Origin of the sequence: Acinetobacter sp. UBA6571, from assembly GCF_002434085.1 — a bacterium.
In the GTDB taxonomy this organism is placed as follows: Bacteria; Pseudomonadota; Gammaproteobacteria; order Pseudomonadales; family Moraxellaceae; genus Acinetobacter; species Acinetobacter radioresistens.
On sequence record NZ_DJJJ01000063.1, the window covers coordinates 43,621 to 68,085 of the forward strand.

Below are 24,465 nucleotides of genomic sequence, written 5' to 3' on the forward strand. Positions count from 1 at the left end.
AATACTTCATGTATTTAAATAATGGCTAATAAGTTCAGCTGCCATAAAATTAGGCTTCCCATGATAAAAGATACTTATAATTATTTTTCAGGCTCACATTGTACCGGCATTGCGAAACCCTCACCCTGAATAAATCCAGTCTGGTTATTTTCATTTATTGCCAGAATAAAATTGGCTGCAATATCTTTTTGTCCCTCCATTGCCAATTCATTCGCTGAGGCTAAAAGATGCTGCCGGTCATATAAAATTTTTGCTTGTCCTGACCAACAAGCGCTATAGGCACAAACCTTTAACTCACCAGCTTGCTGCAGCTGGATATACATCGGCGTAAAATTTTCCTGATTTATTTCACAGCCACGCGCACCACAATAGATTTCGAAATCATGATTTTTGCAGCTCCAGTTGGCTGCATAAATCAAAGGGCTAGCCAACAGCAGGCTTAAAAATAAAGTACGAATCATGACCGATTAAATCTAGAAAATTTATCGGCCAAAATAGCGTACTTAATATCAGGAACAAAATACTTTTATTTACAATCTTGAGGTCAGATCAAAATTTTATCAGGATGAAATATTAGGACTTTCTTCTTCATCTTCATAGATATAAGACATGCAACCCCAACCATCATATTCGCCGTCAAATTCTCCAGCAATTTTAGTAAACCATTCTTCTAGGTCCACAATATCTTCATGTTCAGGAATCATATTAATATGAATATTTACTATCCATAAGTTTGCCCCGTCAGTCTGCTCGTCTTCCTGAAACATGGAAACTTTTTGTTCCTGCTGCAGTAAATGTAGCGCGCACTTTTCTGCCAGTTCCTGAGTTTTAAAAACAATAGAAAATTCGACCTCATGCAGGTCGCTCAAGTCATTGCCATCTTCATACATTTGCCAAAGTACATCGCCATTTTCATCGTCAGGAAATTGCTGATAGTCACGAGTCATGAGATTATCCTTGTTATGCTTGTGGTCATTATAAATAAATCATCATTATTCAATATCAGCACAAAGATTAATCTATTTTAATTTCACATGACCAGCTTAATTCTGTTTCTAATTAATTCATGATGATTTTAAATATAAAGTTTATAACCAGGCATCTGGTTTAAGAACTAGCCTGTTTTATATTTAAATTAATTTATATAGCTAATATACCAGTTTAAAGATCACCTGCGATTAAAACGGGATAGCCATATTAATTTCAATCAAATCTTTGCTTAGCGGTTGCTGGAAAGCCAGGTAACTGGCATGCAATGCCATTCGCTTTAAGTAAAAACCACCAGGTTCAGGGTGATATAGCTTATCTCCCATAATAGGATGTCCAATATATTGCATATGTACTCTTAACTGGTGCGAACGACCAGTTATAGGTGTCAGCAATACCCGGCTCATGTCATGCTCCTCATGATATTGAAGCACCTGAAATAAGGTTTTAGCCGATTTTCCCAGTTCAAAATGTACAATTTGCCGCGGACGGTTTTCCCAATCGGTAATTAATGGCACATCAATACTGCCCTGATCGTTAAGCTGGTCCTGTATCAGCGCAACATAGCGCTTGGTTACGGTACGTGCCTGAAACATTTTGCTGATCGCGACTTCTGCATCACGATGTTTGGCAAACATCAGGATACCTGAAGTTGCCATATCCAGCCGATGGGTGATCTTAGCATGCGGATATTTTTCCAACAGACGTAGATATGCGCTGTCCTGATGCTCAGGCAGACGTCCGGGTACAGAAAGTAATCCTGCTGGTTTATCTATAATAATTAAATCATCATCTTCATATATAATAGATAATGGCTGTTGCGGCGGTGCATAGATAAAGGGTTGATTCAAAGCCATGCGGTTATATGAAGAATGAATTAGCCCGAAAAATAACAAGGGATTATACAGCTGTCAATTCTTGATTTATAACAGGTTAATCAGTTGATTTTCTGGTCTAGAATTCAAACTGAAAGGGCAGCTTTATATTTTTGAAAGTATTATTTTGATAGTTCTACTATCTAAAGATTTATTGTAATAACAGAATATTTCAGGTGTCAGGGAAAACTTTACGGTTTACTTCAACTATCATAACTTTGTAAGTGATGATCTTATAGCCTATAAACTTCTGGTTTATAGCGTCCTAAGCCGAATCGAGACCTTTTGGGTAAGTACTGCACTCGCGTTTTGCGCCGCTCACAGCATGCTACTCTTTTCGATCCCTACTACACCTTGAGATCTACTTTAACTAATGCTGGACGGAATTAATTTTCGAAGTTCAGTTAATTTTTATATTTTTTAGAAAAATTTTCTACTAAAAGTAAAATTTTAAGGATTTTTTCTTTTATCTCTCATTTTTTAATATTTTTATTGCAGTAAAGTTTATTTTTACAGAATTATTTTCTTTTAAAGTCAGAAAACTTCTAACTCTATCTTCATCTGATCATTAAATAATTTTATTACTTTAAGTTTCTTTTGTTGAGCTCAGTTAATAGATCTAGCTGAATTTCCTGAATTTTAGCTAACCGGTCCCACTGGTGCATCAGCAGATGATCAAGCTTTTCATGTAAATGCCGGATTTCAAGCTCTGCTTTCAGGTTGACCTGATAATCATTTTGCGAACGTAACCGGTCTTTGGCTTCCTGCCGGTTCTGACTCATCATAATAATAGGCGCCTGCACTGCAGCCAGACACGATAAAATCAGGTTTAGCAAGATAAATGGATAAGGATCTGCCGGACGGTTTATCATTATAACGGTATTGACTAATATCCAGCCTGCCAGAAAAAGTGTAAAGCAGATCAGAAATGCCCAGCTACCACCAAAAGTTGCTATTTTATCGGCCAGCCGTTCACCCAGTGTCCAGTTCTGGTCAAATTCTGATTCTGTGTCTTTTGTAATAAGCTCATGTTCTTGCAGGCTTTGAATAACTTCATACTGAAGACTAGAAACTTCCCCCTGTTCAGACTTTAATAACCCTTGCACGTACTGCATACGATAATGGGTTAAATCAACCTGACAAATATAATCATGAACAGACCATGCTGGAAAATCTTTTGCTATTTCCTGTGTAATATCTTGCCGTACCGTATCTAAAGGAATCAGACTCTTTTCATTAAAATTTCTTTTACAAACCAGACATTTATGTAATTCGTTTTTATCATTCATCCTTATATCCTTTTTTATAGTTCAGTCTGCTTATTTTAATTAATTTAAACGATCAAAATCTTTAATTTTAGATAAATACACAGATGCCTGATTCATCTTATACCAAGTTTCTTTAAATTTTGGTGTATCGTCATCCCGGTTCTTATTTATATTTTCTCTTACTAATTTCCGCTGAGTTAAGTAGTTAATACTGGTTTGACTATTAATATAAGGACCGAAATTATCTGAATTGTCATAGCCCACCAATTGCAGATCATATTCTTTTAGTTGAAAGCGGTAGCGCCAGTAACCATAACGGCCATGGGCATAATGCACATTCAGCAACCCTTGTTCGACAGATAATAGTAATTCCGGCGCATAATATACGCCCCCATCTTCATACTCCGACGAGAAGCATGACAGATTCTGTATGATCTTTTTATATTGACCATTTTCATTTACAAGCACAATTATGCCACGACGATTTCGGTCTAGCTTTCCCTGATACTCATCATTTACCCATTTTGCAGGATCAGTTGCCTTAACTATCAGCACCACATCTGTTTTCCGGTCTTTATTCAAATCTCCTGTTATAACTTCAGTAAGTCTATAACTTCTCGGAATATAAGATTTGTAGCGACTACTGTCTTCTTTCAGCCGGATTTCTTCAGGACTTTTATTTTCAGCCCATATTAATGTTGGAAACGTAACAACCATGAAGAATATAAAAATATAAGGAATCATCAGAATGATACTTCCAAGGTAATAGCTTTTTACAGTATGAACTCGACTGTCTGTAAAATAGAGGAGTGTTTAAAAAGCAAAAAGCCCTATAGAGTAATAGGGCTTTTCTAAAAAACAGGGGTATCTGTTTTATTTATTGCTTAAGCCACCTTATCGTTATATTGGGTGCCGTAGCATTTGGTACACGGGGGTAAACGGTCTGTACCAATTTCTAAGTAAACGCGATGTCCGCATTGAACACAAAAATAGAAACCTGTTCCCGGTTTTGAGCCAGCTGTTACCATCTTTGTTCTCCATGAGTGTTTAGAAAATGGTCTAAGCAGTATAACCCTGTTGTGATGAATGTCTATTGTCCATTTTTGTAAATGATGATGGCAGATGGGCGAAGTAGTATTTCTAAAATGTATTCGCAAAATTAGACTCTAATTTAGGCACTTCAATACTATTTACTGTGAACAGATTTAAAATATCATCTCTGTCCATAAAAATGATCTGACTTCTACGATTAGCGTCTAATTTGTTACCTAACCAATTTCTTGCTGCTTTAGTAATTTCGCCACCAGCAATTATATAAGCATGATCAACCAAGACTCTTTTATTAGTCTCAGGATCAAAGATCTCATGTCCTAACATCATTGTGGTTTGGTTATAAATTTCAGCAATATTATGGTTACCTGATTTAGAAACTCCAGATGAATCTAGCTTCCCTTTTTTAACTTGTATTCCAAAATAAATTATATGTTGCGTAGGTAAAGTATATTTCATCCATATGTCTTTACCGTACTCCAAAGCTTTATCCTTATGACCTGCAACAGTGATCCGTTGGAATCCTATAGTTCTAAATAAGGGGAGTAAAATATTTTCAATAAGCTGGTCTTCGGAACATTTATTTAAGTAATCTGCTAGGTGCTCTCTTTTTTTTATTTCTGCTTCTGAAAATACTCTATTTGGATTTTCATTAGGTTTTATTGTTTGATTCGTAATTATATTTTTAATATAAAGATTATTATCTTCTCCATAATAAGCTTCATAACCTTCTCGACTTAAAGGCTTATTAAGTTCAATCAATGCATTAATCCTATATGGATCATCTTCTGTAGCCTCAGATTTATGCATTAATACCCTTAAAACATTTATAAATTTTTCAGGTAAGCAGTTTTGCAGGCATGGTTCTTGTAATAGCTCATTCAATCGTTCAGCTGTCCAATACCATCGAGTAGAACCATCATGCTTAAATGGTAAATCACATTCCTCAAAAAATTCAGTAATAAACATACTACTCTTGTATTTAAAATAGTTTTTATCACCAATAATACATTCAGCTAGTGCGCGTAAATTTCGATCCTTGAATTTTATAAAACTTAGTTTTTAAATTATTTAACGACAATTTAGATTATTATTTAACCAATTTCAATAAAATAAAATCTCCCCTAACCCCTCTTTAAAAAGAGGGGAACTCCCTCCTTTTTCAAAGGAGGGTTGGGGAGGATTTTAAATTAAGCCACATTCCCTTCCAAAAAATCCTGTGCAAAGCGCTGTAACACCCCACCCGCTTCATACACATGTACTTCTTCTTCGGTATCCAGACGGCAGGTCACAGGCACTTCAATCGTCTGTTCTTTACCATCATCTGTGGCACGTTCAATCACAAGCATCAAAGTCGAACGTGGTGCAATATTCCCAATCACACTATACAGCTCAGTACCATCCAGTTTTAATGTTTTACGATCTGTACCCGGCTTAAATTCAAGCGGCAACACGCCCATACCAACCAGATTGGTCCGGTGAATACGCTCAAAACCTTCAGCCACAATTGCTTCAACTCCCGCCAGACGTACACCTTTGGCAGCCCAGTCACGACTTGAACCCTGGCCATAATCCTTACCCGCAATAATGATCAGCGGCTGCTTGCGGTTCATGTAGGTTTCAATCGCCTCCCACATGCGCATCACCTCACCTTCAGGCTCCACACGCGCTTTTGAACCCTGCTTAATGGTACCGTCAGAACGTACCACCATTTCGTTATACAGTTTCGGATTCGCCAGGGTGGCACGCTGTGCAGTCAGGTGATCCCCACGATGCGTCGCGTAAGAGTTAAAGTCTTCCTCGGGCACACCCATTTTTGCCAGGTATTCACCCGCTGCCGAATCACGTACAATCGCATTTGATGGAGATAAATGATCGGTAGTGATGTTATCGCCAAGGATTGCTAAAGGACGCATATTTGCAAGGGTACGCGGTGCAGCCAACGCTCCTTCCCAATATGGTGGACGGCGAATATAGGTACTTTGCGGCCGCCAGTTATATAGCGGGCTTATTGCCTGCTCGGATCGGTCCAGATTGAACATAGGGATATAAACCTGCTGAAACTGCTCCGGTTTTACACTACGTGCCACCAGTTCATCAATTTCCTCATCAGAAGGCCAGATATCTTTCAGATAAATCAGGTTTCCTGCCTGATCATGACCCAGCACATCATTTTCAATATCAAAGCGGATAGTCCCAGCAATTGCATAGGCAATGACTAATGGCGGTGAAGCCAGAAATGCCTGTTTAGCATAAGGGTGAATCCGGCCATCGAAATTACGGTTACCAGAAAGTACAGCTGTGGCATACAGGTCACGGTCAATAATTTCCTGCTGGATTGCTGGATCTAACGCGCCTGACATACCGTTACAGGTGGTACAGGCATAAGCTACGATACCAAAACCGAGTTTTTCCAGATCTTCAAGCACCCCTGCTTCTTCAAGATATAATGCTGCCGCCTTTGAGCCGGGGGCAAATGAAGATTTCACCCAAGGCTTACGGGTTAGACCCAATTCATTGGCTTTACGTGCCAGCAAACCGGCAGCTACTGTATTTCGCGGGTTCGACGTGTTGGTGCATGAAGTAATGGCAGCAATAATAACCGCCCCATCCGGCATTAAACCGTCATCACGCTGTTCAACTACCCCGGCAATTCCTTTTGCTTTTAAGTCACTGGTAGAAACCCGCGCATGCGGATTAGACGGCCCGGCGATGTTACGGGTTACCTGAGACAGATCAAAACGTAATACTTTTGGATAAACTGCTTCTTTCATCTGCTCGGCCCAGAGCCCGATCTGTCTGGCATACTGCTCAACCAGTTGTACCTGCTCCGGTTCACGACCTGTGAGGCGCAGATAGTCGATAGTATTCTGGTCAATATAGAACATTGCTGCAGTGGCGCCATATTCCGGCGTCATATTGGAAATCGTGGCACGGTCACCGACTGACATGCTATCAGCACCTTCTCCAAAAAACTCCAGATAGGCACCTACTACACGCTCCTTACGCAGAAATTCAGTTAAAGCCAGCACAATATCAGTCGCAGTAATGCCAGGCTGACGCTGTCCAACCAGTTCTACACCAATGATATCCGGCAGACGCATCCATGAGGCACGGCCAAGCATCACGTTTTCAGCTTCCAAGCCACCCACCCCAATCGAAATTACGCCCAGCGCATCGGTATGGGGGGTATGCGAATCTGTTCCGACGCAGGTATCTGGAAATGCAACACCATCTCTGACCTGAACCACTGGTGAAATTTTTTCAAGATTAATCTGGTGCATAATGCCGTTTCCGGCAGGAATGACATCAACGTTTTTAAATGCAGTTTTAGTCCAGTTAATAAAATGAAACCGGTCTTCATTACGGCGGCCTTAAATAGCGCGATTTTTTTCAAAAGCATCCGGGTCAAAACGGCCATATTCTACAGCCAGCGAATGATCAACAATCAGCTGGGTCGGTACCACCGGATTAACTTTGGCCGGATCACCGCCCTGTTCAGCAATTGCATCACGCAGGCCTGCCAGATCAACCAAGGCAGTCTGGCCTAAAATGTCATGACAAACCACACGTGCCGGATACCATGGAAAGTCACGAGTCTGGCGGCGCTCAATCAGTTGCTGTAAAGATTCGGTTAATATTTCTGGTTCACAGCGGCGCACCAGTTGTTCAGCAAGTACTTTGGAAGTATAGGGAAGCTGGTCATAAGCGCCTGGCTGAATATCTTCGACGGCTTGACGCACATCAAAGTATTCAAGCTGGGTATCTGGCAACGTTTTGCGGTATTGGTTATTCATACGTACTTGCCTCTGCATCTTTTTGCTTTATTTCATCTTTTTGTGTTGATTTCACTTTCCGTGCATTGGCATTGTACGCTGTTCAAAACCCATTTCCCAAATCTTATATATTTCAAATACCTATATATAAAAATACCGGTTTTTGAAATATTTGGTTACCTTTAAATGGGCTTTTCTAGCAAAAAGCTGCTTTTTTATTAAAAATCAGGGAAAATACAACTCATTCTTTAGTATTAAATTGCAAGATTGAGACTGATAACATGACTAGTTTGGCTTTTCTCTGTTTTAGCTTAAAAGGTGTCGATGCACAAAAATTCTTGCAGGGCCAAGTCACGGCAGATGTAGAGCGACTGGACAGTAACTACCGTTATACTGCTATTTGTGACTTAAAAGGCCGTATTCATTTTGGCTTATGGTTAAGTCGGCAAGATGCTGAAAATTTCAGTATTGTGGTGACTCAGGACCAGTCTGAAGAATTTGCCAAGCATATCCGCAAATATGGTGCATTCTCTAAAATGGCATTTGAAGAGAGTGGTGCCATTTCTCCAAGCATGGATAATGCTCTCACCAGATTTAGTAGTGAAGATACGGATTTAAATGCCTGGCAATTGCAGGCAATTGAACAGGGCCAAGCCTGGATCACCAGCTTGACTGAGCATGAATTCCAGCCTCAGGAACTACGCCTGCATCAGCGTGGTGGTGTGCATTATGACAAGGGGTGTTATCTGGGTCAGGAAATCGTCGCTCGGCTATGGTTCAAGGCAAAACCGAAGCACTGGCTACATTTGGTACAAGGTTCAGGTACTGCCCCTGCTCCGGCGACTCTACTGCATGATGATGTAGAAGTGGTTAATAGTATCGCTGTTGAAAATGGCTATAAGGCATTAGTAGTCGCTAAACCGGTAGCACTTGATACGCTTGGATTAACCTTATTGGAATTGCCAGAATCGCTTAGAGGCGATGTGGCACGGCCAAAATAAAGCTGTGTTTGAAATTATGGGTAGTAAATATGACCTCCAGTAAATCTGGAGGTTTTTTATCAATCAGTCTATATTTTTTAAAACTCATTCTTTCAACCCTATTGTTCTGGAAAAAACCAGGTTTAACCAAATTTTTAATATAAAAATCAAACAACTATAAATATTTTTTATCTCTGAAGCAGGTTAAGATATAAAAACTATTTCAATAGTTTTAGAGCTTTCATTAAAAATTATTACCTAATACATTCTTTTATTTTTTAATCAGAATTTAAAGAAAGACCGGCATAGTCATAGCTGTAGCCTGATTAATCTTGCAAGATTTTTGGTGTCCCATATTTACATTCATATAATTCAGCTTATGATTTATGTTGAATGAATCACAGTTATTCCACATAAATGGAATTATGTGTAGAAAGAAGAGGAAAAAAATGAAAAAAATTCTGCTCGCCAGCCTGATTGCAGTCACCAGCACGTTTAGCATGGCTGCACCAAGTAGTGATAAAAATCCGGCTTTTGAACAAATTGAACAGCTAATTAAAGCAAATGATTACACCACCGCTTATCAACAGTTGCAAAAGCTGGCTCAAGAAGGTAATCCGCAAGCGTTGTATAATCTGGGTTACCTGACCCAGGTGGGAAAAGGCGTAACTAAAAATGAGCAGCAGGCCTTAAAATACTACCAGCAGGCCTCAGAGAAAGGCTATGTAGTGGCCGATTATGTACTTGCCAATAACTACGTGACTGGTGGACTGGGCCTGCCTAAAGATGAGAAGAAAGCCAGAGAGTATCTGGAAAAAGCCTCAAATGCGGGCTTTGATGATGCAACTGTCCAGCTTGCAGTGGCGCTATTTTCAGAAAATAAGCCAGCATCTGACCAACAGGCATTAAAGCGACTTGATCCGCTTATCAAGAAAAACAGTATGCCGGCAATTCATACCAAGGCACTTTATGACATTAGTACGGGGATCAAGAACAAGCAGGAAACCAAGGTTAATCAGGGGCTCCAAAGTATTCAGAATCTGGCCAAAAAAGGTTATATACCAGCCTTGATGGCAGTGGGTAATATGCTTGCCAATGGAACCATTGTGCAGCAGAATCTGCCTGAGGCACAGAAAATTTTTAGTGCACTGGCCCAGCAGAATGTTCCACGCGCTAAAGAATCACTGGATACCGTTAATAAAATGATGACTGATCAGAATAAAGCCAAGAAAAGCTAAAGATTGAATATAAAACCCCGCCAGATGACGGGGTTTTTTATAATTTATTTTTCTGCTTTAAAAGGATGGAACAACTCTTTTAAACCATGCGGTTGACTCCGTAGATACTGCGGTGCGATCGAAATATTTTCACCAAGTTTTGCAGCTGCATGCCAAGGCCAGCGTGGGTCATATAGCATAGCACGGGCTAAACCAATTGCATCTGCCTGACCTTTTTGGAGGATTTCTTCGGCCTGTTCGGGCTCGGTAATCAGTCCGACTGCGATAACAGGAATGCTTACACCCTGTTTAATTTTCTCTGCGAAAGGCACCTGATAATTTGGCCCGACTTCAATACGCTGCATTTCATGCAGTCCGCCTGATGAAACATGGATGTAAACCGCTCCCAGCATCTGTAGGGCTTTTGATAGGCCGGCACTACATTCTACATTCCAGCCTCCCTGCTCATCCATCCAGTCAGTAGCCGAAAGACGCACCCCGACCGGGAAGCCTGCTGGTACTGCATCACGGATCGCCTGAAATACTTCCAGTACCATCCGCATACGGTTTTCAAGTGAGCCGCCATATTCATCTGTACGCTGATTGGATAAGGGCGATAAAAACTGATGCAACAGATATCCATGGGCTGCATGGAGTTCAATCAGGTCAAAACCTGCTTCGACTGCACGACGCGCAGCTGCCGCAAAATCTGCCTGTACCTGATGAATCTGATCAAGTGTTAAGACATGTGGTTTCAGGTCAGCTGCGGCAAAACTTAATTCACTGGGTGCCACCGTATTCCAGCCATGTTCATGATCTGGTGCAATCTGGCCTTTGCCTAGCCATGGCTTATCGGTTGATGCCTTACGCCCGGCATGAGCTAACTGAATCGCAAAAGGCATGGGAGATATCTGGCGGACTTTACTAAGCAAAGCCCACATCTGATCGCGTTGCTGATCATTCCATAAGCCCAGATCAGCATAGCTGATTCGACCTTCAGCCTGTACCGCCGTTGCCTCTACAATGCATAAACCGGCACCAGACAGAGCATAATTGGCCCACTGCTGTTCATGCCAGTAAGTCACCTCACCCTGATCAGTGGCTGAATATTGGCACATAGGTGCAATAATAATGCGATTGGCAAGTTCAAAGCTACCAAAATTAATTTTCTCAAACAGCTTGGCCATATATTTCTCCGGTTTTATTATTAAGTGGGCAGAGTGCCTAGACGCTCACTAGCCTACACTGAACCAGCTTTATTTTTATAGTCCAGCCTAAAAAAACCATACAAAATCATGAGTAAGACAGCCTTTAATACAACATACTCTGTACAGGAGTTAATATGAACCAAACCTTAACGGCTCAAACTCGGATGTGCTTTCCAGCAGTAACGCTCCAGCCAGTCTTTGGCCTCTTCAGCATAGTCGATCCCAATACGCGGTGTCTGTACAATTTCAGGCTGCTGAGTTTTCTGTTCTATCCATAGCCCACTTTCCAGTCCGACTTTCTGTCCTTTAAAAGTACGATTAATTCCCATATGCCGGGTCAGTTTCCCTGGACCAGCCATTAACTTGAATTCCTGCCGTGTCTCGGCATCCTCAAAATAGCCGGCCCGCAACATCACACCTTCTGGCACACCTTCAGTCTGGGTAATAATATTAAGCATTTCATACATACCATAGATCAGGTATACATAAATAGTTCCACCTGCTTGGTACATAACTTCGGTACGTGGTGTTTTACGGTTATTATAGGTATGACAGGCTTTATCCTGACAGCCCAGATAAGCTTCTGTTTCTGTAATGATACAGCGCCTGATTTCTCCACTATCTTGGCGCACACATAACCTACACCCAACCAGATCATGCGCAACGTCTGAAGTATCGCGCTGAAACCAGGTTAAAGGTAGAATCTCTGCCATGTGTTCCCTCCTTTTCATATCAATGCCAGCTTGTAAATTATTCATGCAACCCGATATTATTGCTATTGCATAAGAATGAGTCGATCAATGCCTGAATTACCCGAAGTTGAAACCACCAAAAAGAGCCTTGAACCCTTATTACAGCAAAAAGTTATGTCTGTTGAGGTCCGTGAGCCGCGGCTTCGCTGGGCCATTCCTCAAGATATTCAAAAGCTACAAGGCCAGAAGCTCATCAGGTTAAATCGCCGCTCTAAATATATTCTTGCGCAGTTTGAACACGATACCATGTTATGGCACTTAGGCATGTCAGGTTCGTTTCGCTTGTGTGAGCCTGCGACCGAATTACGTAAACATGATCATTTGATTATTAGTTTCGAAAATATACAGCTGCGTTATCATGATCCGCGTCGTTTTGGCTGTATTTTATGGCTGAACCATGAAACACAACATAAATTAATTGATCCATTAGGACCAGAGCCACTATCTGAGACATTTAATACTGAATACCTGGTAAATAAACTCAAAAACAAGCAGGTCGGCATAAAAGTTGCACTCATGGATAATCATGTAGTGGTCGGTGTCGGCAATATTTATGCAACCGAGAGTCTCTTCAATACCAGAATCCATCCAGCTCAACCTGCTTCAAGCTTAAGCTATGAAAAAATTGATCAGTTGGTGATTGAAATTAAAAGGATTTTAAAATTTGCAATTGAACTGGGGGGTTCGACCTTGCGTGATTACAGTAATGCCGCAGGAGAAAATGGCTATTTTCAACAGACTCTGCTGGCATATGGCCGTGAAGGTGAAATGTGCATTAATTGTGAAACGCCTTTGCAGAATATCCGTTTAGGACAGCGTGCAAGTGTTTTTTGCCCTGAATGCCAGCCGCTACGAACAGTAAAATAAACCGGTTCAGCTGTAGGAGAAACTATATGAAAACAGCAATCGTCCGTCATATTTTGGTTAAAGAAAAAACACTGGCTGAACAGTTGAAAAAGAAGCTCCAGAGTGGTGCAGACTTTAATAAACTTGCACAGCAATACTCGACCTGTAACTCAGCTAGACGCGGAGGTGAATTGGGTGAAGTCAAAAAAGGTCAACTGGTGCCGGTAATCGATAAACTGGTTTTTAGTGGTGCTGAACGTGTAATCCATGGTCCGGTAAAAAGCCAGTTTGGCTTCCACTTGCTGGAAATCAAGTTCCGTATGAATTTCTAGCGGTTTTATTCAGCTTTATTTTTTTAAGACTTAAAGTGATGCGTTCGGTCAAAATAAAAAACGGCATTTGTTGTGCCGTTTTTCCATTTATATTTTAAGGTGCCGAGCGATTTTTAAGCTCATCACGGATTTCGCGCAGTAACTGGATATCTTCTGGTGTAGGTGCTGCCTCTTCTTTAGGTGGCGCTTCCTCGTGTTTACGGCGTAAACGGTTAATCATTTTAACCATTAAAAAGACAACCCAAGCCAGTAACAGAAAATTAATTAAGATGGTAAGAAAATTGCCATAGGCAAAGACATTCAGACCTGCTTCCTTAGCCGCTGCAAGATTACTAACATTATTTGGATTATCGCCTAGCACCAGAAACCAGTTAGAGTAATCAACTTCTCCACCTAGAATAAAAGAAATCAGGGGCATAAAAATATCTTTAACCAGAGAGTCAATAATTTTATTAAACGCCCCACCAATAATGACACCAATTGCAAGATCAATCATATTGCCTTTAATAGCAAATTCTTTAAATTCTTGAATAATACTCATTTTATCTCCAGACTCAATTTACCCATGCCCTAATCTTTTTCACATTCTTAATCCTATTTAAAGGGCATTAACCTTTAGGATAATTTAGCGATTTCTTTAAAGATTCCAATTTCTTTTTGTTATTTATATAAAAAAACCGCCAGATTACTGGCGGTTTTTTCAACTTAAACGAGAATTAACTGCGTGAAGCACGTTTACGTTCGTTTTCTGTCAGGAATTTTTTACGAATACGGATTGATTTAGGTGTAACTTCAACCAGTTCATCATCTTCAATAAATTCAAGCGCCTGTTCCAGCGTAAATTTAATAGCTGGAGTCAGTGTTAATGCTTCATCTGTACCAGATGCGCGCATGTTAGTTAACTGTTTTGCTTTAGTCGGGTTGACCACCATGTCGTCTGAACGTGAGTTCATACCAACAATCATACCTTCATAAACTTCAAGCTGTGGTTCAGCAAAAAGACGGCCACGGTCTTGCAGCGAGAACAAAGCAAATGCCAGGCAGGTACCATTTACCATAGAGATCAGCACACCGTTTTGACGTTTAGCTACAGCACCTGCTTTGGCTGGGCCATAGTGCGAGAAGCTAGAAGTCATGATACCTGTACCAGAAGTGATGGTCAGGAATTCAGAACGGAAGCCGATCAGACCACGTGAAGGTACAGTTGCCTCAATACGGATACGGCCTTTACCGTCAACTTCCATATTGGTCAGCTCGCCCTTACGGTTACCCATCTGTTCCATGATTGAACCCTGATGCTGTTCTTCAACATCAAAGGTCACATTTTCATACGGTTCCTGCATTTGACCGTCAACTTCTTTCATGATCACTTGAGGACGGGATACACCCATCTCGAAGCCTTCACGACGCATGTTTTCAATCAGTACAGACAGATGAAGTTCGCCACGACCTGAAACTTTGAAACGGTCCGGGCTGTCTGTATCTTCAACACGTAAAGCAACGTTATGGATCAATTCGCGGTCCAGACGTTCACGGATATTACGTGAAGTCACGAACTTGCCTTCACGGCCAGCAAATGGTGAGTTATTTACCTGGAAAGTCATAGATACGGTTGGTTCATCTACAGACAGTGGCGGTAATGCTTCAACATTTTTCGGATCACAAATAGTGTCAGAGATGTTTAGTGCATCAATACCGGTAATACATACAATGTCACCTGCATTTGCAGAATCAACATCGATACGCTCGAGGCCATGGTAACCCATGATTTTCAGAATACGACCATTACGGGTCTTGCCTTCTTTATCAATCACAGTTACTGGTGTATTGGTTTTAACTGAACCGCGCTGAATACGGCCAACACCGATTACACCAACAAAACTGTTATAGTCAAGTGATGAAATCTGCATTTGGAATGGGCCATCAACATCAACTGCTGGTGGCTCAACGATGTCAACAATAGTTTCAAACAGCGGTGTCATGTCTTCAGCCAGTTCTTCTGGTGAAGGACCAGCAACACCGCGTAAGCCTGAAGCATATACAATCGGGAAGTCTAACTGTTCATCAGTTGCACCCAAGTTGTCGAACAAGTCAAATACCTGATCGATAACCCAGTCTGGACGGGCACTTGGCTTGTCTACTTTGTTAATAATGACGATTGGTTTCAAACCACGTGCAAATGCTTTTTGTGTTACAAAACGGGTTTGTGGCATTGGGCCTTCTTGAGAGTCAACCAGAAGAAGTACACAGTCTACCATCGACATAACACGTTCAACTTCACCACCAAAGTCTGCGTGTCCCGGAGTATCTACGATGTTGATACGGTAAGTGGTATCAGTACGCTTATCTAACCATGTAATCGCTGTATTTTTAGCGAGAATGGTAATACCACGCTCTGATTCAAGCGCATTCGAGTCCATGACACGCTCAATCTCGCCGGCACGATCACCGAGTGCACCTGATTGTTGAAGAAGTTTATCGACAAGAGTGGTTTTCCCGTGGTCAACGTGCGCAATAATTGCGATGTTGCGGAGAGTTTTGATATCTGACATGAAATTCGATACGCCTACAATTTTGAGGGCAAATTATACAAAAAAATGCTACGCATTAGTAGTGACAGTTGATTGACAACTACAATATATTTTGACAAGCGGTGTACTTTAAGGTTTTTAAAGTGTAACAACTCGATTAGAATAGCGCCACCTTGCCACTCCCCTGTTTGTCTCATGTCTGACTTAAACACTTCATCTGATCAAAATGAGCGTCTAGATCTAGTCTACGGCCTTAATGACCGGCCTCGTCCATTAATTGCATTTCTGGCTGCATTACAGCATTTGCTGGCCATCATTGTACCTATTGTTACTCCAGGCCTGCTGATCTGTCTGGCGCTGGGGGTGTCTCGTGAAGATACCAACATGATTTTATCAATGTCTCTGGTCATTTCAGGTATCGCGACATTCTTGCAGTGTAAGAAGGTCGGACCATTTGGTGCTGGACTATTGATTGTACAGGGCACCAGTTTTAATTTTATTGGCCCTATCATTGGGATTGGCTCAGCCATGGTAGCGTCAGGCACGCCGGTAGAAGCGGTTATGGCTGCTATTTTCGGTGTAGTGATTGCAGGCTCATTCATTGAAATGGGGGTATCCCGTATTTTACCTTGGGTAAAAAAACTGATTACGCCTTTAGTAACTGGTATTGTTGTACTGCTCATCGGGTTAACCTTAATTAAAGAAGGTCTGATCTCTATGGGCGGTGGTTATCAGGCAATGGAAAGTAAAACTTTTGCCAGTGCCGATAACCTGATTATGTCTTGTACTGTCCTGGCAATTATTATTTTGCTAAACCGTATGCGAGCAGTCTGGATCAAAAGCTCTGCCATTTTAATTGCTTTAGTTGCCGGTTATATTCTGGCCGGATTTATGGGTTATTTAGACTTCTCTACGCTTGAAGAGGCACCTTTAATCCAGATACCGACACCAATGCACTTTGGCTTAAGCTTCTCATGGAGTTTATTTATTCCGATGGCTTTCATCTATCTGGTCACTTCATTAGAAGCAATTGGTGATATTACTGCAACCAGTAAACTGTCAAATCAGCCAGTAGATGGCGATAGCTGGATGCAACGTATTAAGGGTGGCGTTCTGGTAAATGGTGCCAACTCTTTGCTGGCAGGTTTATTTAATACTTTCCCGAGTTCAGTCTTTGCACAAAATAATGGTGTCATTCAGCTGACTGGTGTGGCTAGCCGTTATGTAGGTTTGTGGATTGCAATTATGCTGATTATCCTGGGTCTGTTCCCTGCCGTTGCCGGGATTATTCAAGCAGTACCACAAGCGGTACTCGGTGGTGCAGTGATGGTGATGTTCGGTGCAGTTGCTGCATCCGGGGTAAATATCCTGTCAGGTATTCAGCTTGACCGTCGTGCCCTGCTGATTATTGCAATTTCTCTGGCACTGGGCTTAGGTGTGGCGCAGGTGCCTCAAATTCTGGAACATTTGCCTGAATTATTTAAAAATATTTTTAGTTCTGGTGTAGCGACAGGTGGTATTGCAGCATTAATTCTTAATATCGTATTACCTGAAACCAAGAAATAATACTTGTTATAGTGATATTGCCCAGCCCAGTCTGGGCATTGTTTTTGATGAGAAATGCCATGGATCCAAGAAGTGAAGTTGTGCTGCGGCAGATTGACCAGCTCTCTGGGCAGGTGCTTTTTATTCATGCACCCAATGATCAGCTATTAAACCAGTTGGGACCGCGGATAGATGCTTCTATCTGGACCTGGAATTTTAGTGATTATCAGGGATTTCAGGCAGCAGGTTTTAACGCCCATTTTGGTGTAGATTTTCCGCAACAACAGTTTAATCAGGTGGTCATATTTGTTCCCAAGTCCAAGGAATTGCTTAACTATGTACTACATAATATTGTCAGCCATTTAGAAATCGGTCAGTCTGTGTTTTTGGTCGGAGAGAAAAAAGGAGGTGTTGAACGTGCAGCCAAGCAGTTACATACTTTTGGGCATCCGGTCAAGCTCGACAGTGCACGTCATTGCCAGTTCTGGCAATTAAAACTGGAACATATAGAACAGCAAAAACCACTAGAGAGCTGGTTAAAAACCTATACTGTCCAGTTAAAAGACCAGCAAATCGAGATTTGTGCCCTTCCGGGCGTTTTTAGCCAGAGTCATCTGGACGTTGGCACCGCTGTATTAATTCCTTATCTGGACCAAGTAAAATCAGGTACACTTGCCGACTTTGGATGCGGGGCTGGTGTTATTGCCTGCTATTTGGCAAAATCCAATCCGGCAAATACTGTATATGCTCTTGATGTCGATGCTTTTGCTTTACGTTCAACAGAACTTACTTTTCAGCGTAATCAGGTTCCAGCATCCCAATTGCGTCTGCAACCTGTGAGCAGTATTGCAGATGCACCTTTTGAGCTTGATGCAATTGTCAGTAATCCGCCTTTTCATCAGGGTATTCATACCCATTATGAGGCCAGCGAAGAACTCTGTAAGACTGCGCCTCAGCATTTAAAGAATGGTGGCGAGCTATGGATTGTTGCAAACCGTTTTTTAAATTATCCCCATTTGATTGAACAGCGTTTTGGTCAATGCACTCTTAAGGCTGATCAACAAGGCTTTAAAGTTTTGTATGCCTGTGCGCGTTAATGTAATAAAGGAATCTCGATGAGCGAAATAAATCAGCCCGCGAAACTCAAGCGCAAGCTGGGAGCTCGCCACTTAAATATGATTGCGATCGGTGGTTCTATTGGCACAGGACTGTTCCTTGCGTCAGGATCAACTATTGCCAATGCCGGTCCTGGTGGTGCGCTGCTGGCTTATGGCCTAATCGGTATCATGATCTATTTTCTGATGACCAGCCTTGGTGAACTGGCCACCCATAATCCAACCTCTGGTGCTTTTTTTACCTATGGCAGCAAATATGTAGAAGATGGGTTTGGTTTTGCCTTGGGCTGGAACTACTGGTACAACTGGGCTATTACTGTCGCATTTGAACTGGTGGCAGTTCAGTTCATTATGAAATTCTGGTTTCCAGATATTCCTGGTTTTTACTGGAGTGCAATCTTTCTGGCCATCATTTTCGGCATCAATGCACTGACCGTTAAAGGATTTGGAGAAAGCGAATTCTGGTTTTCCATGGTCAAAGTAGTAGCCATTATTGCCTTTATCATTATTGGTATCGCCATGATTATAAAAATCATGTTAACGCCGGGAATGATTACTTTTAGCAACTGGACCAAAGGCGAAGCACCATTCGTTGGTGGCTTACAGGCAATGATCGGTGTAGCCATGATTGCTGGTTTTTCATTTCAGGGCACTGAGATGGTCGGAGTAGCTGCAGGGGAATCCAAAGATCCAAAACGCACTATTCCGCTTGCTATTAAACAGATTTTCTGGCGTATCCTGCTGTTTTATATCGTATGTATTTTTATCATTGGCACGTTAGTGAGCTATGATGATCCAAGATTGCTACAAGCAGCTGCCAGTGAAGATATAGCACTTTCACCCTTTACTTTACTTTATGAACAGGCCGGCTTTGCCTTTGCTGCCAGCCTGATGAATGCTGTAATTTTGACTGCCATTCTATCGGCGGGTAACTCGGGTATGTATTCGTCCACTCGTATGTTATTTGATATGGCACGTGAAGGCCGGGCGCCAAAAATATTTTCTAAGCTGGATTTACGTGGCGTTCCAATGAACGCATTATACGCCACCACTGCGATTGCCGCGCTGTGCTTCTTGACGACATTTGTCGGTGAGCAGGAAGTCTTTAACTGGTTACTGAATATGTCGGGCATGTGCGGTTTCATTGTCTGGTTGGGTATTGCGATCTCACATTATCGTTTCCGTAAAGGTTATATCGCGCAAGGCTACAAGCTTGAAGACCTGGCTTATCGAGCAAAATTCTTTCCTTTCGCTCCATGGTTCGCATTTATTTTATGTTCCATTATTATTCTTGGGCAAAATTATGAAGCTGTGACAGGAGGAAAAATTGATTGGATTGGACTGCTATCAACCTATATCAGTATTCCCTTGTTTTTAGTCATCTGGTTTGGTTATAAGCTTAAACATAAAACCAAGTTAGTTTCTTACAAAGAAATGGATGTTAAACCGGGAAACCTTGACTAGTCCCTACCTTCAAGAACTTAACCCTCTTTCTAAATATGAATATACCCAGCTCACTCTATATATGATTGTGCTGGGTATTTTTATTTCTATATTTCTTTATACTTGTAGCGCTCTTGGTTATTTTCATATGACATAAGATGTAACTATGAAAAGCAATTATTGCCTTCTAAATTAGGAAATAAAAATTATTCTACTATATCGCGCCTGCTCTTCTTAAAAAATTCAGATAAATAAGTAGCCTATAAGTTAAGAATAAAAATTAAGGTAAAAATTTTGAACTGACCAGAGATAAACAGTGAGTAATTAAAAGTAAAGATAGATACTGAAAGATGGCTTATTAGAATAAAATTAGTATAAAAAAAAGCAGTTCCGAAGAACTGCTTTTTTTAGTTAAACTCAGATTATTGAGCTTGACCTGGTTGAGCAACAACAGTACGGCTACCAGTAATTGTCGCGAATACACGACGGTTCATAGCACGACCTTCTTTAGTGCTGTTGTCAGCAATTGGTTGATCCCAGGCAAAACCTTGAGCAGTCAAGCGAGATGGATCAATATTGTACTCGTTCACCAGTGAAGATTTCACAGAGTTAGCACGAGCCAGTGACAGACGTTCGTTCAGAGCACGTGGACCAGTGTTATCAGTGTGACCATCGATGCGAGCAGTAGCATTTGGATATTCTACTAACTTCTCAGCAACTTTAGCGATTTCTGGCTTGTACTGATCTTTGATATTTGATTTGTTAGTATCAAAGAACACACGAAGTTCCATATTCAGATCTTCAGTCAGTTCTTGTGGTTGTGGCTCAACAATTGGTGTTGGCTCAACAGGAACAACTTCTACCACAGGAGCAGCAGGTTTCAGGTGACCACCTAAAACAACGTTCAGACCAGCTAAAGCTGTATAGTTCCAGAACTGCTCGTCAAAATGGTAAGTACCACGTGCTTCTGTACGTAGAGACAGGGCATCATTAATACGCCAGAATGCACCAAGACCTGCGTTACCTAGAGTACCTTCTTCATCTAAGCCACGACCAGCACGACCAGCATCAGTGTCAAACTCATATTTATAGTGACCAGCACCTAACAATGCATAAGGCTTGATTTTACTGTCATAGTTTTTAGTGAACAGGTCAGAAGTAACATAGAAGTTACCAGCGATATTTTCGCCTTTATATTCATTGCCTGCAACGCTGGTATCACCTTTGATCTGGCTATATTCAGCTTCAAAACCTAACCATGGAGTAAGTTCAACACCAAGTGCTGCACCAACAAACAGGTCATCATCAAGTTCTACGCTATCAGTCAGGTCGCCATCGTTACCGCCATTGTTGTGCTGGGTATCAAACATTGTGTAACCAAGCATTAATGGGGTAATAGTTACGCCAGCATTTGCAGCAGCAAGAGGAGCAGCAACAAGCATAGCAAGTGCAATACGACTCAATTTCATGGATTATCCTCCAGAGATAACATTGTTGTTCAAGCTCAGCCTAAAATTAACTTTTTGGCTCCTGAGATAAGCTTATATATACCCCAGTATTATTTTTAAGCTACTCACTTTGAATCATACAAACACTTTGTTTTTTTTCCAAGTGCTTGATAATTTTAATCAAGTAAATTATTGACAAAATTACTTACAATTTCCGTTGTAATTCGGTAAATTTTCACTCAATTTATTCTAATGAATAGCTTATCTTTTTCGCTTCTGTTTATTTTAACAGTATTCAAAAGCTAAGCTAATGATCATTTGTTCTGGTTTTGAATGCAATAACTACACACTAATTTACTGTTAAAAAAACAAAAAACTATAATAAACAGGTAATTTTTTAACCATGAAGAAAAATAACAATGGAGTTTCTTTACTGGAACTCGTAGTTTGTATAGCGATTGTGGCAATTTTAGCTTCTTTTGCTATTCCTGCTTACCAAGAGTACCGAGCACAGCAGGAAGCCAAATCACTTCCACACTTATTAAACATGCAGATTATTCAAGCTAAAAATTATGCATTAACTTATCGTAATCAAATAGTTATCTGTTCAAGCCAGAACCTAGAGCAGTGTGAAGATGAGCAATGGAATAAAGGTTTACTCATCTTTATAGATACCAATAATGATAAGGAGCTTAATTCTAATGAAAAAATACTGTCTACAGTAATGCTTGATCTTGAGTATGGTCGACTAGATTGGCGAGGGGCTCTTAATAAACCGCGTTTGTTTTTTAAAGCAGATACCGGGCTACCGCGTGGTTCGAATGGTAGTTTTTTCTATTGTGCCAGCTCATCTGCCAGCCTAAATAAACGTTTAGTACTTAGTCCTATGGGCCACTTACGAGTAGAATCGTTAGCAAGTACTTGCTAAGAACTGTTCAGTCTAATGTTCACTAGTGTTTATTCTTTATTCATTAATTTTTTCTAAATATACTGCTCAAGATCAGTTATTTTTATAATGAAATAGTGGAGATTAGAACAATGGTAAACATCGTGATTCTTAACGGTGCGCGTACTGCGATGGGTGGTTTCCAAGGTTCACTCGCTACAAAGACTGCACCAGAATTGGGTGCAGCAGTAATTAAAGAAGCAGTTTCCCGTGCTGGGCTGCAGGCACACGACGTTGAAGAAGTCATTATGGGCTGCGTGCTTCCAGCAGGTTTAAAACAGGGCCCTGCTCGCCAGGCAATGCGTTTAGCTGGCATTCCAGATAGTACAGGCGCTGTTACTATTAATAAACTCTGTGGGTCAGGGATGAAAGCTGTAATGCAGGCCGCAGATATGATCAAAGCCGGTTCAGCAGACATTGTAGTTGCAGGCGGTATGGAGTCCATGACGAATGCGCCTTACCTTCTGCCAAAAGCCCGTGAAGGTTTTCGCATGGGTCATGGCGAAATCAAAGACCACATGTTTCTTGACGGCCTGGAAGATGCAGAAACTGGACGCCTGATGGGATCTTTTGCTCAGGATATGGCCAATGAGCGCGGTTATACACGTGAACAAATGGATGATTTTGCCATCCGCTCTTTAAAACGTGCTCAAACTGCGATTACTGAAGGTTATTTTAAAGATGAAATCGTCCCTGTAACTATTTCTAGCCGTAAAGGTGAGGCAGTAGTAGATCAGGATGAGCAGCCATTTAATGCCAATATTGATAAAATCCCGTCTTTGCGTCCGGCTTTTGCAAAAGATGGAACAATTACAGCAGCCAATGCCAGCTCAATTTCGGACGGAGCATCTGCGCTTGTTCTCTGCTCGGATGAAACTGCTAAGCAACGTGGTTTACAACCTTTAGCAAAGATTATTGCGAGCGCTTCAAACTCCCAGCACCCTTCTGAATTTACCATTGCGCCGGTAGGTGCAGTAAAAAAAGTTCTAGACAAGGCAGGCTGGACCGCGGCTGATGTCGATTTATGGGAAATTAATGAGGCATTCGCAATGGTTACCATGTGCCCAATCGATGAGTTTGGCCTTGATCCAGAAAAAGTAAATATTCATGGTGGTGCATGTGCTCTTGGTCATCCTGTAGGTTCTACCGGCTCACGTATTATTCTGACACTTATTCATGCCCTGAAACGTACAGGTGGACATAAAGGCATAGCTGCGTTATGTATTGGTGGCGGTGAGGCTACAGCTGTGGCAATTGAAATTCTTTAAAAATAATCAAATAAAAAATCCCGCTATTGCGGGATTTTTTATTTAGAAAAATAAACTTTTAATGAAGACGAATACTTCGAGGAGCAGGTAATTGCATTTCTCTAAATACTTCGGGTTGCTGTAAATACAGCTGATATAAATAGTTTTTAAGATCAAGTAAAAATTTTTCTGGTCGAACCAGAATATTTTGTCCCTCTGGTGTCAGATCTAAAGACAGATGTGTTTCATGTGCCCTCAAATAAGGCAGAACTTTTCCAATTAAATCTTTTAATGTAATTTCATGAATCTTATAGTTTTCCCACTGATCTTTTATTAACAATCTTGCCAGACTTCTACTTTGCCAGGCGGGAAATGCCTGCTGACCTGAAGGCGTTGCGCAGAGTGCCCATCCTTCATGATAAAGCGCAATAATCATACGTTGCGCAATAATATTTTGAATAAATTGCTGATAGTTCTCGAGCACCGAATAAGGTTTCTGCTGATTTTTTGATACAGTTTTACGCTGATAAGGGTTTTTCATAATTATTAGTTATATTAAGAATATTTTTAGATAATCTTAGGGGAACAAATAATGTTTTGCAACTGAAGAGGATATATGGTGGGCGCTGACGGGATNNACCAACTGAGCTAAGCGCCCTGAGAAATAGCATAGCTATTAGAGATAGTAGCATAAGCAGTTATGCATATACACTGATTAATATCTTAATCTCAGGAAATTAGGATACCAAATTTTATAAAATGGCGCAGCGGACGGGGCTCGAACCCGCGACCCCCGGCGTGACAGGCCGGTATTCTAACCAACTGAACTACCGCTGCATCACATTACATTATTTAAAATAATGTAAAAGTCACTAAGTTATGGTGGGCGCTGACGGGAT

Annotated in this window: 22 protein-coding genes, 1 tRNA gene and 1 pseudogene; 9 read left to right on the forward strand and 15 right to left on the reverse strand. The window is 41.2% G+C overall.

Features of this window, described 5'->3' with window-relative positions; all coding sequences use genetic code 11:
- Positions 1-80: 80 nt before the first annotated feature.
- The 8 genes and pseudogenes from B3X18_RS13315 to acnD all read right to left on the reverse strand — a co-directional run bounded on the left by B3X18_RS13315 (position 81) and on the right by acnD (position 7,977).
- On the reverse strand, positions 81-461 hold the full coding sequence (locus B3X18_RS13315; protein WP_005027576.1) for a hypothetical protein: 381 nt from the start codon (positions 459-461) through the stop codon (positions 81-83).
- 99 nt (positions 462-560) lie between these two features.
- Positions 561-947, reverse strand: a complete 387-nt coding sequence (locus B3X18_RS13320) for a ribonuclease E inhibitor RraB (RefSeq protein WP_005018810.1) — start codon at positions 945-947, stop codon at positions 561-563.
- 231 nt (positions 948-1,178) lie between these two features.
- Positions 1,179-1,844, reverse strand: coding sequence for an RluA family pseudouridine synthase (locus B3X18_RS13325; RefSeq protein ID WP_034670700.1), 666 nt, complete (start codon positions 1,842-1,844; stop codon positions 1,179-1,181).
- Positions 1,845-2,443: 599 nt separating this feature from the next.
- Positions 2,444-3,151 (reverse strand): DUF1003 domain-containing protein, encoded by a 708-nt coding sequence (locus tag B3X18_RS13330; RefSeq protein WP_034670702.1) that lies wholly within the window; start codon positions 3,149-3,151, stop codon positions 2,444-2,446.
- A 39-nt stretch (positions 3,152-3,190) separates the two neighbouring features.
- Positions 3,191-3,874 (reverse strand): hypothetical protein, encoded by a 684-nt coding sequence (locus B3X18_RS13335; RefSeq protein ID WP_005027583.1) that lies wholly within the window; start codon positions 3,872-3,874, stop codon positions 3,191-3,193.
- A gap of 140 nt (positions 3,875-4,014) precedes the next feature.
- On the reverse strand, positions 4,015-4,287 hold the full coding sequence (locus tag B3X18_RS13340) for a zinc ribbon-containing protein (RefSeq protein WP_217449050.1): 273 nt from the start codon (positions 4,285-4,287) through the stop codon (positions 4,015-4,017).
- Positions 4,271-5,230 (reverse strand): hypothetical protein, encoded by a 960-nt coding sequence (locus tag B3X18_RS13345; protein ID WP_005018801.1) that lies wholly within the window; start codon positions 5,228-5,230, stop codon positions 4,271-4,273. The genes B3X18_RS13340 and B3X18_RS13345 overlap by 17 nt, the downstream gene beginning before the upstream one ends.
- Positions 5,231-5,370: 140 nt before the next feature.
- Positions 5,371-7,977, reverse strand: a pseudogene (gene acnD, locus B3X18_RS13350) (Fe/S-dependent 2-methylisocitrate dehydratase AcnD).
- 260 nt (positions 7,978-8,237) lie between these two features.
- Here acnD and B3X18_RS13355 point away from each other — a divergent pair.
- Entirely contained in the window at positions 8,238-8,957 is a 720-nt protein-coding gene (locus tag B3X18_RS13355; protein ID WP_034670708.1) for a YgfZ/GcvT domain-containing protein, read from the forward strand.
- Between the two features lie 428 nt (positions 8,958-9,385).
- Positions 9,386-10,174, forward strand: a complete 789-nt coding sequence (locus B3X18_RS13360; RefSeq protein WP_005018797.1) for a tetratricopeptide repeat protein — start codon at positions 9,386-9,388, stop codon at positions 10,172-10,174.
- Between the two features lie 44 nt (positions 10,175-10,218).
- On the opposite strand, the gene B3X18_RS13365 is transcribed toward B3X18_RS13360, so the two are convergent.
- Together B3X18_RS13365 and B3X18_RS13370 are read right to left on the reverse strand one after the other, a co-directional pair.
- On the reverse strand, positions 10,219-11,340 hold the full coding sequence (locus B3X18_RS13365; RefSeq protein ID WP_005027595.1) for an NADH:flavin oxidoreductase/NADH oxidase: 1,122 nt from the start codon (positions 11,338-11,340) through the stop codon (positions 10,219-10,221).
- A gap of 167 nt (positions 11,341-11,507) precedes the next feature.
- A complete protein-coding gene (locus B3X18_RS13370; RefSeq protein ID WP_005018795.1) occupies positions 11,508-12,074 on the reverse strand; it encodes a DNA-3-methyladenine glycosylase in 567 nt (188 codons plus the stop codon).
- A gap of 87 nt (positions 12,075-12,161) precedes the next feature.
- Here B3X18_RS13370 and mutM point away from each other — a divergent pair, with 87 nt between their 5' ends.
- Together mutM and B3X18_RS13380 are read left to right on the forward strand one after the other, a co-directional pair.
- Entirely contained in the window at positions 12,162-12,980 is an 819-nt protein-coding gene (mutM, locus tag B3X18_RS13375) for a bifunctional DNA-formamidopyrimidine glycosylase/DNA-(apurinic or apyrimidinic site) lyase (protein ID WP_005027597.1), read from the forward strand.
- A gap of 26 nt (positions 12,981-13,006) precedes the next feature.
- Positions 13,007-13,291 (forward strand): peptidylprolyl isomerase, encoded by a 285-nt coding sequence (locus tag B3X18_RS13380; protein ID WP_005018793.1) that lies wholly within the window; start codon positions 13,007-13,009, stop codon positions 13,289-13,291.
- Positions 13,292-13,385: 94 nt separating this feature from the next.
- Here the strand turns inward: B3X18_RS13380 and mscL are convergent, their stop codons facing one another.
- Both mscL and typA read right to left on the reverse strand, forming a co-directional pair.
- On the reverse strand, positions 13,386-13,832 hold the full coding sequence (mscL, locus tag B3X18_RS13385; protein ID WP_005027600.1) for a large conductance mechanosensitive channel protein MscL: 447 nt from the start codon (positions 13,830-13,832) through the stop codon (positions 13,386-13,388).
- A gap of 175 nt (positions 13,833-14,007) precedes the next feature.
- On the reverse strand, positions 14,008-15,843 hold the full coding sequence (gene typA / locus B3X18_RS13390) for a translational GTPase TypA (protein WP_005018791.1): 1,836 nt from the start codon (positions 15,841-15,843) through the stop codon (positions 14,008-14,010).
- Positions 15,844-16,017: 174 nt separating this feature from the next.
- On the opposite strand from typA, the gene B3X18_RS13395 reads away from it, so the two are divergent.
- From B3X18_RS13395 to B3X18_RS13405, 3 genes are read left to right on the forward strand one after another with little or no spacing between them, the layout of a single operon-like run.
- The gene (locus B3X18_RS13395; protein ID WP_005027602.1) at positions 16,018-17,388 is read left to right on the forward strand and encodes a uracil-xanthine permease family protein; all 1,371 of its coding nucleotides are present in this window, start codon (positions 16,018-16,020) and stop codon (positions 17,386-17,388) included.
- 59 nt (positions 17,389-17,447) lie between these two features.
- Positions 17,448-18,464 (forward strand): class I SAM-dependent methyltransferase, encoded by a 1,017-nt coding sequence (locus B3X18_RS13400; RefSeq protein WP_034670713.1) that lies wholly within the window; start codon positions 17,448-17,450, stop codon positions 18,462-18,464.
- 18 nt (positions 18,465-18,482) lie between these two features.
- Positions 18,483-19,946 (forward strand): amino acid permease, encoded by a 1,464-nt coding sequence (locus tag B3X18_RS13405; protein WP_005018786.1) that lies wholly within the window; start codon positions 18,483-18,485, stop codon positions 19,944-19,946.
- A gap of 401 nt (positions 19,947-20,347) precedes the next feature.
- Here B3X18_RS13405 and omp38 read toward each other — a convergent pair whose 3' ends face one another.
- On the reverse strand, positions 20,348-21,394 hold the full coding sequence (gene omp38 / locus B3X18_RS13410; RefSeq protein ID WP_005018785.1) for an outer membrane protein Omp38: 1,047 nt from the start codon (positions 21,392-21,394) through the stop codon (positions 20,348-20,350).
- A gap of 382 nt (positions 21,395-21,776) precedes the next feature.
- On the opposite strand from omp38, the gene B3X18_RS13415 reads away from it, so the two are divergent.
- Complete coding sequence (locus B3X18_RS13415; RefSeq protein ID WP_005027608.1) at positions 21,777-22,301, forward strand: type IV pilin protein; 525 nt, start codon at positions 21,777-21,779, stop codon at positions 22,299-22,301.
- Between the two features lie 110 nt (positions 22,302-22,411).
- Complete coding sequence (locus B3X18_RS13420; protein ID WP_005027610.1) at positions 22,412-23,587, forward strand: thiolase family protein; 1,176 nt, start codon at positions 22,412-22,414, stop codon at positions 23,585-23,587.
- 58 nt (positions 23,588-23,645) lie between these two features.
- Here the strand turns inward: B3X18_RS13420 and B3X18_RS13425 are convergent, their stop codons facing one another.
- Positions 23,646-24,107 (reverse strand): DUF2750 domain-containing protein, encoded by a 462-nt coding sequence (locus tag B3X18_RS13425; RefSeq protein WP_005027612.1) that lies wholly within the window; start codon positions 24,105-24,107, stop codon positions 23,646-23,648.
- A 219-nt stretch (positions 24,108-24,326) separates the two neighbouring features.
- Positions 24,327-24,403, reverse strand: a tRNA-Asp gene (locus B3X18_RS13430).
- Between the last annotated feature and the right edge of the window lie 62 nt (positions 24,404-24,465).